Annotated in this window: 13 protein-coding genes and 1 tRNA gene; 11 read left to right on the plus strand and 3 right to left on the minus strand. The window is 47.0% G+C overall.

Annotated elements, in window-relative coordinates; all coding sequences use genetic code 11:
- Window positions 1–294: 294 nt before the first annotated feature.
- A complete protein-coding gene (locus tag C7R56_RS02570) occupies window positions 295–1,203 on the plus strand; it encodes a patatin-like phospholipase family protein (protein ID WP_159072131.1) in 909 nt (302 codons plus the stop codon).
- Between the two features lie 184 nt (window positions 1,204–1,387).
- On the opposite strand, the gene C7R56_RS02575 is transcribed toward C7R56_RS02570, so the two are convergent.
- Both C7R56_RS02575 and C7R56_RS02580 read right to left on the minus strand, forming a co-directional pair.
- Window positions 1,388–2,488 carry a 5-methyltetrahydropteroyltriglutamate--homocysteine S-methyltransferase gene (locus tag C7R56_RS02575; RefSeq protein ID WP_107995023.1) on the minus strand — a complete coding sequence of 367 codons (1,101 nt, stop codon included), beginning with the start codon at window positions 2,486–2,488 and terminating at the stop codon, window positions 1,388–1,390.
- A 410-nt stretch (window positions 2,489–2,898) separates the two neighbouring features.
- Window positions 2,899–3,870: an aromatic acid exporter family protein gene (locus C7R56_RS02580; RefSeq protein WP_107995024.1), complete on the minus strand. Its 972-nt coding sequence runs from the start codon at window positions 3,868–3,870 to the stop codon at window positions 2,899–2,901.
- A gap of 237 nt (window positions 3,871–4,107) precedes the next feature.
- Between C7R56_RS02580 and C7R56_RS02585 the strand changes: the two genes are divergently transcribed.
- The 8 genes from C7R56_RS02585 to C7R56_RS02620 all read left to right on the plus strand — a co-directional run bounded on the left by C7R56_RS02585 (window position 4,108) and on the right by C7R56_RS02620 (window position 10,953).
- Window positions 4,108–4,782 carry a deoxynucleoside kinase gene (locus tag C7R56_RS02585; RefSeq protein ID WP_234402558.1) on the plus strand — a complete coding sequence of 225 codons (675 nt, stop codon included), beginning with the start codon at window positions 4,108–4,110 and terminating at the stop codon, window positions 4,780–4,782.
- A 172-nt stretch (window positions 4,783–4,954) separates the two neighbouring features.
- The gene (locus tag C7R56_RS02590; protein ID WP_107995025.1) at window positions 4,955–5,545 is read left to right on the plus strand and encodes an Ada metal-binding domain-containing protein; all 591 of its coding nucleotides are present in this window, start codon (window positions 4,955–4,957) and stop codon (window positions 5,543–5,545) included.
- Window positions 5,546–5,710: 165 nt separating this feature from the next.
- Complete coding sequence (locus C7R56_RS02595; RefSeq protein WP_107995026.1) at window positions 5,711–6,187, plus strand: CopY/TcrY family copper transport repressor; 477 nt, start codon at window positions 5,711–5,713, stop codon at window positions 6,185–6,187.
- Window positions 6,177–8,642, plus strand: coding sequence for a heavy metal translocating P-type ATPase (locus C7R56_RS02600; protein ID WP_107995027.1), 2,466 nt, complete (start codon window positions 6,177–6,179; stop codon window positions 8,640–8,642). Before C7R56_RS02595 ends, C7R56_RS02600 begins: the two co-directional genes overlap by 11 nt.
- Window positions 8,643–8,674: 32 nt before the next feature.
- A complete protein-coding gene (locus C7R56_RS02605) occupies window positions 8,675–8,887 on the plus strand; it encodes a heavy-metal-associated domain-containing protein (RefSeq protein WP_327229069.1) in 213 nt (70 codons plus the stop codon).
- 144 nt (window positions 8,888–9,031) lie between these two features.
- A tRNA-Gly gene (locus C7R56_RS02610) sits at window positions 9,032–9,102 on the plus strand.
- 503 nt (window positions 9,103–9,605) lie between these two features.
- Window positions 9,606–10,424 (plus strand): cell wall hydrolase, encoded by an 819-nt coding sequence (locus C7R56_RS02615; protein WP_107995028.1) that lies wholly within the window; start codon window positions 9,606–9,608, stop codon window positions 10,422–10,424.
- A gap of 169 nt (window positions 10,425–10,593) precedes the next feature.
- Complete coding sequence (locus C7R56_RS02620; RefSeq protein ID WP_107995029.1) at window positions 10,594–10,953, plus strand: hypothetical protein; 360 nt, start codon at window positions 10,594–10,596, stop codon at window positions 10,951–10,953.
- A 71-nt stretch (window positions 10,954–11,024) separates the two neighbouring features.
- On the opposite strand, the gene C7R56_RS02625 is transcribed toward C7R56_RS02620, so the two are convergent.
- Window positions 11,025–11,555, minus strand: coding sequence for an HD domain-containing protein (locus C7R56_RS02625; protein ID WP_107995088.1), 531 nt, complete (start codon window positions 11,553–11,555; stop codon window positions 11,025–11,027).
- 238 nt (window positions 11,556–11,793) lie between these two features.
- On the opposite strand from C7R56_RS02625, the gene C7R56_RS02630 reads away from it, so the two are divergent.
- Together C7R56_RS02630 and C7R56_RS02635 are read left to right on the plus strand one after the other, a co-directional pair.
- Window positions 11,794–12,648, plus strand: a complete 855-nt coding sequence (locus C7R56_RS02630; protein WP_107995030.1) for an aminotransferase class IV — start codon at window positions 11,794–11,796, stop codon at window positions 12,646–12,648.
- Between the two features lie 388 nt (window positions 12,649–13,036).
- Window positions 13,037–14,029 (plus strand): biotin--[acetyl-CoA-carboxylase] ligase, encoded by a 993-nt coding sequence (locus tag C7R56_RS02635; protein WP_107995031.1) that lies wholly within the window; start codon window positions 13,037–13,039, stop codon window positions 14,027–14,029.

The raw sequence follows: 14,029 nt of genomic DNA on the forward strand, positions 1-14,029 counted from the left end.
AAAAAGCGGTCGGCTGGGGTGGTCGCTTTTTTGCGTTGTAACAGAGTACTTGGGAACTAAGGGGGGCACTCGTTCTCCGGCCAGATGAGGCTTAGTCGGATTGCCGGAAGAGGATGGGTGCTTCAAATCCGGAGATCGGTAATCTGGCCGGAGAAGCCCCCTGAATATTTTCCTCCAAATCAGGGGGAAGACATTTTCACCAGAGCTGTCATTCCTTTAACATCCTTCCTTTTTGTGGATTTCGATAAAATATAGGATAATAACAGTGAGAGAATGCGAAGGAAGGGAACTCATATGGAACTGCCGGTAAAAGCAGAAAAAAGGAAGGGTTTGTTTGGTCTCAGCCTGGCTGGAGGCGGCCTGAAGTCCTTTGCGCAGCTTGCCGTCCTTCATGATCTCGAGAAGCATCACGTCAAAATCGACGCCGTCGCAGGCACCTCGATGGGGGCGGTCGTAGCTGCTTTGGTGGCCTGCGGACTAACGGCATCCGAGATCGAGGAAACCTTATTGGAAGAGGAACGGGAATTTGCGGATCGCGGCGTTTTCAGCAGGCCTGCCTATCTGCTCTTTCAGCATGTGCGCGAACACAATAACGGCTTCGTTGAATTGCAGAGTCTGCAGCAGATGGCGTGTCAATTGTTTGAAAAAATCGGCTGCCGGATGCTTTCCGACTGCCGGTTGCCTGTCGCAATAACGACCGTCGACATCCATACAAGCGAGTTGATTGTTTTCACCAACAAACCGGAATTTTTCACGAGTCTGACCGGAGATTGGCTCATCTACCCGGAGGATATCGAATTGGGAAAGGCCGTGGCAGCATCCTGTGCATTTCCGCTGGTCTTTTCTACTGCGGAAATCGACGGTAGACAGTTGGTTGATGGCGGGGTGATGATGAATTTGCCTATTCCTCTTTTTGATCGTTCGCTCTTCAGCGTGTTGATGTCCGTATCGATGATCTATGATGCGGTCGACCGGCAACTGGAATCGCCGTTCAATGTCGCGATCCAAAGTTTGGATATCTTGATCCGGCAGATGGATCGCCAAATGACGAAGCAGGCGGATATCCAGGTGAACTTCCCGATAGAACCCCAGCTTGTTTTTAAAGTAGGTGCCGGTCCGGAAGTCATCGCCATCGCTAATGGGATGCTGCGGAATAATCCAATCGACTACAGAATGTTGGAAACACATCGACAGCAGGGATGAGGACGAAGAGGAATAAAGCTGCGCAGCCAGCCGGAAGGAGGTCCGCAACTCCGGCGAGCAACGCCTAACCGGAGTTGAGGCGGCCTGCCTTCGACAGCCAGCTGGCGCTTCCGCCCTCCTAGACTGAATCGCACCAAAAAAACGCACAATCGGCTGATTGTGCGTTTTCGCCTACATATAATGATTAGTCTTCGGGCCAAACTTCTTTGGCGATTTCCACAACGTGGCGTACTTTAGCCCATTGTTCTTCTTCCGTCAGCAAGTTGCCTTCTTCGGTGGAGGCGAATCCGCATTGCGGGCTCAACGCCAATTGATCCAAAGGAACGTATTTGCTGGCTTCTTTGATGCGGGCTTTGATTTCTTCTTTGTCTTCCAATTCAGCTGTCTTCGAAGTGACCAGGCCTAATACGATACGGCCTTTGCCTTTGAAGAAAGCAAGTGGCTCGAAGCCGCCGGAACGATCGGTATCATACTCCAGGAAGTAACCGTCAAAGCTTGTTTGTCCAAACAATTCTTCTGCGATCGGATCATATGCGCCTTCCAATGAGTGGTGGGATTTGTAATTGCCGCGACAGACATGTGTCGTTAAGATAAGATCAGCAGGTTTTGCTTCGATGATGGCTTGAACATTCTCAGCAGCAACGCGTTTGGAAGCTTTATACTCTTCCGAATCATTCGCAAAGTTGCAAAGGAAGCCCCAGTGCACATCGTCCAATTGCAGATAACGACAGCCCAGGTCGTAGAAAGCTTGGACAGCGTCGATGTAGGCTTGTTGCACGTCCGCTTGGTACGCTTCAACCGAAGGATAGATCTCTTCGTTGCGGTAGCCTGGATAGAAAACTTCGTTCGGGCTAGGGATCGTGAATTTCGCCACGCCTTGGTCACCGACGATTTCGTTCAATGATTTGAAAGCAGCCAGGAAAGGGTGGTTCGGATTGAAGGAGATTTTGCCGACGTTACGGAAGGCGTACTTGCGGACTTCCACATCCCCGAAGTCATAGCCGTGTTCCGGTACATAGCCTTCAAATCCGTTCAGGTTTTCGATGAAATCGATATGCCACCAAGAGCGACGGAATTCGCCGTCAGTGAAACCTTTCAAGCCGTTTTCCTTTTGATCTTTGACCAATTTCGTGATTTCTTTCGTTTCCACTTGGTCCAAAGCGGCTGCGTCGATTTCGCCGGCTGCAAATTTCAAGCGTGCTTCCTTCAATGGTTCTGTGCGTAAAAAGCTCCCTACCTGGTCGGCTCTGAATGGTAACGTTGTTGTCTTTTGTGCTGTTGTCATGTTAGTTTCCTTCTTTCAATTTTTATTTTTTTGTCAAACGATATTGTACAGTAAAAAAATACGCCCCCGCACATTGCTGTGCAAGGACGTATGATTGCTCATCGTGATACCACCTTGGTTCAGGGTATGCTCGCGCATACCCCCTCAGTCAGTACGCAAGACGACCGTTCTGTCTTGTTATACTGCGGCATTGTAACGTATGCGGACGTGGTTTGCTGAGGCCCTAAGGCGTTCGCAAACCAATCACTCTAAGACCATTTTCTGGATGACTTTCCTGTCCTCTTCTCAGCTGCCGAGGTTCTCTGTGCATTTCCGTTATCCGTACTCTTCTTTTCACCGTGAGGTTGTTTGAATTTATATACATAATAACAACACGATTAGTAAGTGTCAAATTTTTTCTCATGGAAAATTCATTTTTTTGTAATTATTTCTTCTGCGTACTCTTCGTAGAACATTTTTTTCGTCTGGATGAAGCGTCTGAAGTCGTTCAGCAACTGGAACAGGATGGCACGGTTTTCGAACTCCGCACGGGTGGCCGGCAACTCGCTTTCGCGGAATGATTGCAGCAATGAATCGATGTCCTCCATCAGATAAATCCCGGTGTTCTGCTCATGCAGTTGGGCTGCAGTCAGGAAGAACAGGCCAGCCAAAATCTTATTTTCGCTTGTCGGCAGCGCGCACAAGCCGAGGTTTGTGGCCATATATTTCAGGATGGTGACCTGCTCGCTGCGCATATCGAAGTAGCGGATATTATAGGTCGATTGGTCCAGCAACTGATTGTCGAATTCGGCATAAACGACCTGCCTGTATTTTTCCAATTGATCATCCAATTCGTCCAATAACCGGCTTTGATTGCGGTCCTCCCCCTCGCGAAGGGCGACGCTGAAACTGTGCAGCACTTCCTTCATTTGCGTCTCCACTTGTTCCCGAAGCAAAATGATCTGGCTCGCTTTGGAGGGCATATACAGATTGAATAAAATAGCCACGCCGGCGCCGATCATCATCAGGGCGAGTTCGTTCAGTAGCCAAGGAAAGCTTGTCTGCTTTTCCAGCAACAGATGCGTCACAAGCACCGAACAAGGCGCGATGCCGGATTGAAGATTGAAACGGTAGGCCAAAGGTACGTAAAACAACAGGTAGACGCCAAATACGACGATGTGAAAGCCGAAGAGGCGGAACAGGATCGTCGCGATTGTCAATGCCAGCACCGTGGAGGCAATCCGCTGCAGTGCCGTCAGAACGGAGGATTTTTTGGTGTCCAGCACGCTGAGGATCGCGATGACCCCGGCTGCAACGGAATAATTCAACTGGAAAAATTGCGCAATCAGAATGGCGATGACTGTGGCAAAAGCGATTTTGATGGTGCGATGGTTCAAACTCATGGGCGACACTCCTTTCCTCTAGAATAGTGGATTTTGATGCTTTTGACCAGTGTTTTCGGAAGCAGGGAAATCGGGGCTTAATTTACGCCAAAAAAGGATTTTCTAATCAAAAAAACACTATATCTCGTTTTACAGGCATGGTATGATACTAAATGTTGTTCCGCGAACTAGCGGACCGGAAGTTGGAAAAAATACGGAAATAATCAGATAACACCAAAGGAAGGGATATGATTGAGCGTGCTTGTAATGGCCGGAATGATAGGTGCTGGAAAGTCGACCTACACTGAAATGATTTCAAGAAGATTGGGGACGGAGGCCTTTTTCGAAAGCGTCGATTACAATCCAATCTTGGACAAATTTTATGATAATCCACAAAAATGGGCCTTCAGTCTTCAAATATATTTCTTGAATACGCGTTTCCGCAGCATCAAGGCTGCTTTGACCGATGACAATAATGTCTTGGATCGTTCCATTTATGAGGACGCTCTGTTTACGCGGGTCAACCATCTGCAAGGCAACATCTCCCAAGAAGAGATGGATATCTACAACGACCTGTTGGCCAACATGATGGAAGAACTGGAAGGAATGCCCAAAAAAGCGCCGGATTTGCTGATCTATCTGGATGGTTCATTCGATACGATTTTGGATCACATCCGCAAGCGCGGTCGTGAATTTGAGCAGATTGAGGACGATGCCGAGTTATTGGCCTACTATGAATTGCTTTTCAAAAATTATGAGCAATGGTATCAGGAGTACGATCAAAGTCCAAAAATCAAAATCAACATCGATACGTACGACATCGTCAATAACAGCGGTGACGAAGAGCAGGTCATGGCCATCATCGAAAAAGCGCTATTGGAAGTCCGCGGCGAAGAGGCCGAATTGACTTTTGTAGGAAGCAATATCGTATAAGTGACTGATCGTTCAGGTTGTCATCAAACAGCAGCAGTGCCGGTCGGTGCAGCTGCTGTTTTTTTGGCGAGAAGGCATAAATTTTTCGCGACGGACTGAAGTATATTCTTGGTTTATATACTATAATTAAGAAATGGATTTAAACGACAGTTGAAGAGGATGGAACCAGACGATGGCGGCGGATAGGGCAGAACAAGCAGTGAATGTGGAGCAATGGCAAGCAATCAACGAACGGGATCAGCGTTTTGATGGAGAATTCTTTTACGCGGACAGGAATACGCAATTGTACTGCAAGCCGTCCTGTCCTTCCCGGCTTCCGAAATTCAACCATGTCTGCATTTTTATTTCAGCCGAGGCTGCCGAGGCGCATGGCTATAGACCTTGCCGCAGATGCAAACCTAACGGCCTGGCCGTTACGGATCTGGAATGGGCTGGTCAGGCCGAACGCTTTATCCACAGCCATTATCCAAATCCCTTGAGCGTGAATCGTATTGCCGAAGCCTGTCATGGACCCTCGTCGGAACTGCAGCAGATCTTCATCCGAATCTATGGCGTTTCGTTGATGGATTATTTGGATCGTGTCCGGATGGATCAAGCGCGCTATTTGCTGATTCATTCGGGACGCTTCATCAAGCAGATAGCGGAACTGGTCGGGATGTCCTCAGCGGCGGAATTTTCCCGCAAATTCAAGGAAAAGGAAGGCATGGCGCCGACCTTATACCGCCGGCGCGTGCGCAAGCGCGAAAGAGAGCAACGGTCCTGACGACCTACTATAGTAAAAACAAAATAAATTGAGAGCAAAACAGCAGGCTCACCGATCAGCGGTAAGTTGCTGTTTTTTGTTTTTGGTTAAAATCATTTGACACAAAACGTCTACAGATGTAAACTTACTTCAGAAGCAAGAACCAACAACGAAAGGATGAAAAAAATGACCGATTCGACACAGAAGAAGATAACCGACGCTGAATGGGAAGTGATGCGGGTTGTCTGGACAAACGGGAAAGCGACCAGCCGAGAGATCATTTCGGTTTTGCAGGAAAAAATGGATTGGAAACAAGCCACCGTCAAAACGTTGATCGGAAGACTCGTCGACAAAGGTTTGTTGGCGACGGAACCAATCGGCAATAAATTCATCTACAGCGCAAACGTATCCGAACAGGAAAGCGTTGGCGGCGCTACCGAAGACCTTTTAGCGCATGTCTGCACGAAAAAAGTCGGCAGCACGATAGCCGAACTGATCGAAAGAGCGACACTGAGCCATGCTGATGTTGCCCTTTTGGAAAAAGTGATCGACGCCAAAAAACGGATGGCAGTCGACGAAGTGAAGTGCATGTGCACGCCAGGACAATGCAACTGCAAACAAACCGGTTGCGTACATAAGGAGGAATTGCCCAATGGAAAATAAAAGTTATGATATAGAAGGCATGAGTTGTGCATCGTGCTCACAGGCCGTGGAAAAAGCGGCCGCAAAAGTTGCAGGCGTTAAGGAAGCGACCGTCAACTTGGCGACCGAGAAGCTGACGGTTGCTGTCGATGAAAGCCATTTTTCAGAAGAAATTCTGAAGAATGCCGTCGATGCAGCGGGCTACGTTATGGTGGCAAACAAAAAGGAAAAGACATTTCTGATCGAAGGCATGAGTTGTGCTTCGTGTTCCCAAACCGTGGAAAAAGTCACTAGAGCCGTCAATGGCGTCTCTGATGCATCCGTGAACTTGGCTACCGAAAAAATGGTCGTCTCTTACGATCCGACCGTTCTTCATGCGGGGGATATCGAAAAAGTCGTGGCCGAAGCCGGCTACAAGGCTATCGAAGAGAGTGCTACTATAGAAGAAAGCGACCAAAACCAAGCGAAAAAAGAAAAGCACATCAGAAATATGTGGAGACGTTTTTGGCTCTCGGCAGTATTCACGCTTCCGCTTCTGTATCTCGCGATGGGCCACATGCTGGGCTTGCCGTTGCCGATGAGCCTCCATCCGAATATGTATCCTGTCACGTTCGCGCTCACGCAGCTTGTGCTGACGATTCCAGTGATGGTGCTGGGGACGAAATTTTTTACAGTAGGATTCAAGTCCTTGTTCAAAGGCCACCCGAATATGGACTCGCTGGTGGCATTGGGGACCAGTACTGCCTTTCTGTATAGTCTATATGGCACATTTGCGGCAATCGGAGGGAACAACGAACTTGTCATGAACTTGTACTACGAATCGGCAGCTGTCATATTGACGCTGATCACGCTCGGGAAGTACTTCGAGGCCGTTTCAAAAGGCAAGACATCGGAGGCCATCAAAAAACTGATGGGCTTGGCTCCTAAGACAGCCCGCGTCATCCGTGATGGCAATGAGCAGGAGATTAAACTGGATGCTGTCATGGTAGGGGACATTTTGGTTGTCCGCCCAGGCGAGAAAATGGCTGTCGATGGGAAAGTGACGGAAGGCCTGACATCCGTCGATGAATCGATGCTGACAGGTGAGAGCATGCCGGTGGAGAAAAAAGCGGGTGATGTGATCATTGGCGGCAGCATCAATAAAAACGGAACGATCCAATACCGTGCCGAAAAAGTCGGGAAAGATACGGCCCTTGCGCAGATCATCAAGTTGGTGGAAGATGCCCAAGGTTCAAAAGCGCCGATCGCAAAACTGGCTGATACGATTTCGGGCTATTTTGTTCCGATCGTCATCGTGCTCGCTGTTCTGGCCGGGCTGGCTTGGTACTTCCTGGGACAAGAATCCTGGATTTTTGCACTGACCATAACGATTTCGGTATTAGTAATCGCTTGTCCTTGCGCTTTGGGCTTGGCGACACCGACCGCCATCATGGTGGGTACCGGCAAGGGTGCCGAAAACGGTGTGCTGATCAAAAGCGGGACGGCTCTGGAAGTGACCCATAAAATCCAGACAATCGTTTTCGATAAGACGGGGACGATCACCGAAGGAAAACCGAAAGTGACGGATGTTCTGGTCCGTGAAGGGCTGGATCCAGATGAATTGTTGCTGCTGGCTGCATCGGCTGAAAAAGGGTCGGAGCATCCACTTGGAGAAGCCATCGTTCGCGATGCCGAGGAGAAAGAGCTGTCTTTGTTGAAACCATCCGCCTTCAATGCGCTGCCGGGCTTCGGTATTGCTGTCACAATCGATGGGAAAGAGCTTCTGTTGGGAAATGAAAAATTGATGCTGAACCATGCAATCGGACTCGGTTCATTTGCCGAAACCTCCCACACGCTGGCGGAACAAGGCAAGACACCGATGTACATCGCAATGGATGGGGAATTGGCCGGCATCATCGCCGTTGCCGATACTGTGAAAGCAAGCAGTGCGGCCGCAATCAAGAAACTGCGTGGTATGGGTATCGAAATCGCGATGATAACAGGCGACAATAAGCGTACGGCACAAGCCATCGCCAAACAAGTCGGCATTGACCGTGTCTTGAGTGAAGTATTGCCTGAAGACAAAGCGGAAGAAGTCAAGAAGCTGCAACAGGGCGGCCGCAAGGTCGCCATGGTCGGAGACGGCGTCAATGATGCACCGGCCTTGGCCCAAGCCGACATAGGCATCGCCATCGGATCGGGGACGGACGTCGCCATTGAATCGGCGGACATCGTGCTGATGAAGAGCGACCTGATGGCAGTAGCCACAGCTGTTGAACTCAGCAAAGCGACCATCAAAAACATCAAGGAGAATCTGTTCTGGGCATTCGCCTATAATGTCCTGGGCATTCCTGTCGCAATGGGAATCCTGCACGTCTTCGGAGGTCCCTTGCTGAATCCGATGATCGCCGGAGCAGCGATGAGTTTCAGCTCGGTGTCGGTTGTATTGAATGCATTACGTCTGAAAGGATTCAAACCCTCCGTCTCAAAACGGTAAGGGAATATCATATATAGAGAAAAGAGGAAACGATGATGGAAAAAGAATTGATGCTTGAAGGAATGAAATGCGATGGCTGCGTAGCGACAGTCAAAGAGAAATTCTCTGCGATTGCAGGTGTGGAAGAGGTAACAGTTGATCTGGAAGGAAAGAAAGCAACAGTCAAGACGAACCAAGACATTTCCGAAGTGACTTTCAATGAAGCATTATCCGGAACGAAATTCAAAGTAACCGGCAGCAAATAAGTAAAAATAATGCACAGGCTCCCTCAATGATTGCTGAGGGAGTTTTTTTTCGCACAAATTTGTACATTTTTTCTATTTGGCTATTGTAGCGATCACAATTTAGGAGTAGAATGAAACATGCAGTCCGGTCGAACAGACCAGCATGCGGGCGTAGTTTAGTGGTAAAATGCGACCTTCCCAAGGTCATGTCGCGGGTCCGATTCCCGTCGCCCGCTTACGGAATTGAATGCATCTTAACCTTACCGATAAATTCGGTAAGGTTTTTTTATTTATGTTTACAATAAGCAAATGTTTTGTAATAATTTTTGGGCATTAAAAGCGGATTAGGTCCGATCTGCTTGAGAAATGACACGCATTGAAACATATGTTACAGCTGTAACCACTGATAAATCAGTGGTTTGGATATTTTTTGACAGGAAGTTTGTGAAAAAAGACAGCTATTGTGCCAATTGTTACAAATTGATTTTCTATATTACGACAGCGTAATATTTGACTTATGTTTGTAAAGTAAACAGTTATTTGAGACAGTCACGTTAAGATGGAATAACAAAGAATGTATTTTTAACTTTGGCGGTTTGATTCATGATAGGATTGTCTCTGTTGAAAGAACTCCGATCGAGACCTGGATAAATACTTCATTTATCAAATAAAAAAGGTCATGAAGAGTATAAATTGCAATACGAAAACATTGCGAAGAGAAGAAAGGGACAAAACACACATGAAAAACTTCAAATCTAGATTATTCGTAACGAGCGCAACTTTAGCAGCCATCGGTTTTATGGCAACAGCGAACCCTACACAAGCAAACGCAACAGAATATACTTCATCCACTTGGACAGCACGTACAGCAGACCAAATCAAAGCAGATATCCAAAACTTGGAGAGCGGCAGCAAATACACTTTCCAATGGGGCGATACTTTATCAGCAATCGCATTGGCGACTGACGTATCAGTGAATGCCTTAGTTGATGTCAATAGCATCGGAAATGCAGACATGATCATTGCCGGCAACGCAATCGTATTGTCAGCGGACCATAACATCGTGACTGTTGAACAAGACTCAGAAGTGAAGAGCTACGATGTCAGCTCTGAAGAAGCGGTGGAAGTTGAAACACCCGTTGAAGCAGTTGAAGAAGTTCAAACAGCTACACCAGTTGCAGCACCAATTGCAGCACCCGCTGTAGAAACATATGTTGAGCCAGCCCCAGTAGCACAAACGGCAGCAACGATTTACCAAGCAAGCTACTTCTTGTATCAAGTAGTCCAAGCAGAAGCAGGTCCAAGCTACCAAGAAAAATTGAACGTTGCATCTGTTATCATGAACCGTGTTGAATCTGGAATCTGGGGCGGAACGACTATTGATGCTGTATTGTATGCATCAGGTCAATTCTCAGTAGTTTCAAACGGAGCTGCATCAGCAGAAGTACCGACTGCTGACACAATCCAAGCAGTAAATGAAGTATTGAACGGTTACCGTTCAACTTCAGCACAAAGCTTCCGTGCTTCAGGCGATGGCGTAACAAACGTATTCTTCTAAAAAATATAAACAATTCTGATAGTACAAAATATAAAGCTGGACCCACTGCGGGTTCAGCTTTTTTGATGTGACACCCTTATCCTTACAACAGTAACCATGCGCTCCTTGTGAGGAGTCGCCTGCTGATATAGAATAAGGAGGAACTATTCAGCGAAAGTAGGAGAAAGTTATGAAAATAAAGCAGTACAGTGAGTTATTATTCTATATTCCGTTGACGTTGCTGATGATAGCTGACTTCTTTCCGGACTCCTATCTGTCCAACGGCTTTGTGATGAAAGTGAACATCGGGGTGTTGGTCGCATTGTTCGTTCTGTCCATCGTTCTGAAACGATCCCGGAATGTCGATGATGCCCAAAAAATCAATGGGCAAATTTTTGCACTGGTCTATTTATTGTCTTTGATGGCATTGTTGACGCTGCTCGGCGGGACCTCACAATCAGGATTCGGCTTCGACAATGTTGTTGTCTGGTTGGTGGTGCTCATCTCGATTGCCGAAATCATCTCAAAAAAGAAAAAATTGAATCACTGAATAAAGAAAGAAGCCGAAGAGGAATTCCGATAAAAGCGGAAGTTCTCTTGGGCTTCTTTTTAAATTTACACTTAAATGTTGATGTTCAAGTTTACCGGACTAAATTTGGAAACCAGATTGCGGATACGGGATCCAGCGATTCCTTTGATCGGTTCGACGACTTCTCTGATTGCGACATATTTGTCTACGTATGTTACGACAAAACTTTCTTTGTAACGCGGCAGACCGCAACGGCTCACCAGGAACATATGCTTGAGGATGATATCACGCTCCAGGGAGCTGATTTCAGTGATGCGGCAAGCATTTTCGCAAGCGATTTTCGGATGGGCATCTGCATGAGCACCGATATTCAGCTGCGCGACAGCATCACGATCTTCATGGAAGAAGTCGTGCAACAAACCGGCACGTGCAGTGGAACGGGTATCCAGATTCCATTTTTTTGCAAGCTGGTAACTCTTGTAGGATACGCGGATCGAATGTTCCAAACGATTGGTGAAGTGGTGGTGGGTAATGGTCTCCATGTGCAATAATTCTTCGTGATAGATGAGATCTTCGACCAAAGCAACATATTCAACATCATTTTTCCAATGGGATTGTGTCATCTGCATGCTTATTCTATCATCCTTTATGTAAGTAGTTGTGTTTTTATTTTTCATGATGCCCATACTATACACCCACAGCAGAAAAAATGGAAGGGACTCATTGTGTTTTTCTTCACTTTTACTAATTTTTAAATTGTTTGTCATTTGGCTGTCACATCCGCTATTTTGCGAATTGGCGTGTACTTTTAGGAATTCCAGAGTAGAATAGGGAATATAAGAACGGGAAGGGGCGTCGAATATGGAAAAAGTGGAAGGACCTTATCACTTATTGAACGATGAACTAGTAAAAAATACTGACGGCGAAAGCTATCCGGAATTTGAAGGCCGGACGGTATACGAAGTCATCCGTGTCGAGGATGGGATTGCGATATTTTTGGAGGATCATCTGGATCGTTTTTTCCGGTCCGCTGCTTATCTGGATTTACCACTACCAGCTACGGCGGAATCCATTGAGAACCGTGTCTATCGCCTGATAGCTGCCAATCAGGTGGGGAATCAGAACCTTAAGTTCATTCTGGGGAAAACATCAAAAAGCGAAAGCATTTTGTGGATCTTTTTCACCCAGAGCATCTACCCGCCAAAAAGCTATTATGAAGAGGGCATCGCGACGAGCCTGTTCCGTATCGAACGATTGGATCCGAACATCAAGCTTGTCCGTTCGGATTACCAGAAAGCCGTGCTGCAGGAACGGGCAGATAAAGACGTTTATGAGCTGTTGCTTGTGGATGGAAATGAGGAAATCACGGAGGGCAGCCGCACGAATGTCTTTTTTGTGAAAGGAAAAGAATTATACACGCCCCCTGCAAAAGCGGTACTCTTGGGAATCGTCCGCAAAAAAGTATTCGAAATCTGTGAAAAAAGAGGGATTCCGATCAATGAGACAGCCATCCCCGTCGAGTGGGTCAATGATGCTGAAGGAGCCTTCGTTTCAGGAACCGGAAACAACGTGCTGCCGATATCAAAAATCGGAACGGTTGCGATTCCGACGATGGACAATCTGATTGTGCGTACAATCATGGCAGATTATGCCGAAATGGTCAGAGTGTATAAGGAAGAAAAGAAACATAAAAAAAACATTGTTACCCTTTGTTGATATCAAGTTGACAAGAAGCGCGCCAGCGGTTAAACTGAATACAGCATTGAGACCATCACTTCGGTTCAAGTGGTGGTTTTTTATATTCTAGAAAAGTATAAGATTATTTTGTAATCAAAAGTGCATCACCATAGGTGTTTTACAGGATAGCAAACTATTCTATGCATCTCAACATGGTGGCTAGCTTCACGGGTTAGCCCTTCGGAAATTAGATAAATCTGACCCATTGCGCTCTACGATGCTCATTTGCATGGGATTCTTAGGGATTCATCCCTTAGAATCCCAGTATAAGGTGACCGTAGGGAACGTTGCGAGGCCAGATTTCCTAAATTTCTTTCAGGGCTGAGCGAACCCGTTCAGCTTTTCTTAAAGAGAATGGAGGGAAAGAATGTCAACAAAGGAGAAAGTCCTCCAGTTTCTGGAGCAGCATAAAGGCGAAAGCATTTCCGGCCAAGATTTGGCTGATCAATTGGAAGTATCCAGAACATCTGTGTGGAAAGCAATCAATGGCCTGAAAAAAGAAGGCTATCAAATAGAAGCAACTACGAATAAGGGGTATCAGCTGTCCGTTGAAAGCGACTTGTTGTCGGAGGCAGCCATTGTACCACTGTTATCAGAAGCGCTGAAAGATCACCGGATCATCGCACATAAAACGATTGATTCGACCAACCTTGAGGCCAAACGGATCGTCAATGAAGAAGCGACCTTCGAAGGCGTGATCTTATCTGAAGAACAGACAAAAGGCAGAGGGCGCTTAGGTAGAGTTTTCTACTCGCCGAGCGAATCGGGCTTGTACATGAGTTTGGTGTTGAAGCCGGTCGCTGATCTGGATAACGCCACTTTGATCACGACTGCCGCCGCTGTGGCCGTCTGTCAAGCAATCGAAACATTGACCGGAAAAGAACCACAAATCAAATGGGTGAACGACATCTTCATGGATGGCAGGAAAGTCTGCGGCATCCTGACGGAAGGGATCATGGATATGGAATCGCGGACGATCGGAACGATCATTTTAGGGATCGGCCTGAACTTCCGGGCGCCTGAAACGGATTTTCCGGATGAAATCCAGTCAATCGCCGGCACCTTGTTCGATTCAAAAAATGCCGTGGTGACACGGAACCAAATGGCCGCCGAAATACTCAATCGTTTTTACGTCCTTTACCCTGATTTGGCATCCCGTTCCTACCTGGACGAGTACCGCAAGCGTTGCTTCGTCTTGGGTGAACAAGTTACTTTCCCGCAAGGAAACGAAACGATCGAAGCCAAAGCGATCGCGATTGATGACGATGGCGGACTTATTGTAGCATTGCCGGATGGGGAAACGAAAACCCTGACCTATGGCGAAATCAGCATCAAAATCAAAAAGAGAGAAGGAAATTAA

The organism is Trichococcus paludicola (assembly GCF_003052295.1).
GTDB lineage: Bacteria > Bacillota > Bacilli > Lactobacillales > Aerococcaceae > Trichococcus > Trichococcus paludicola.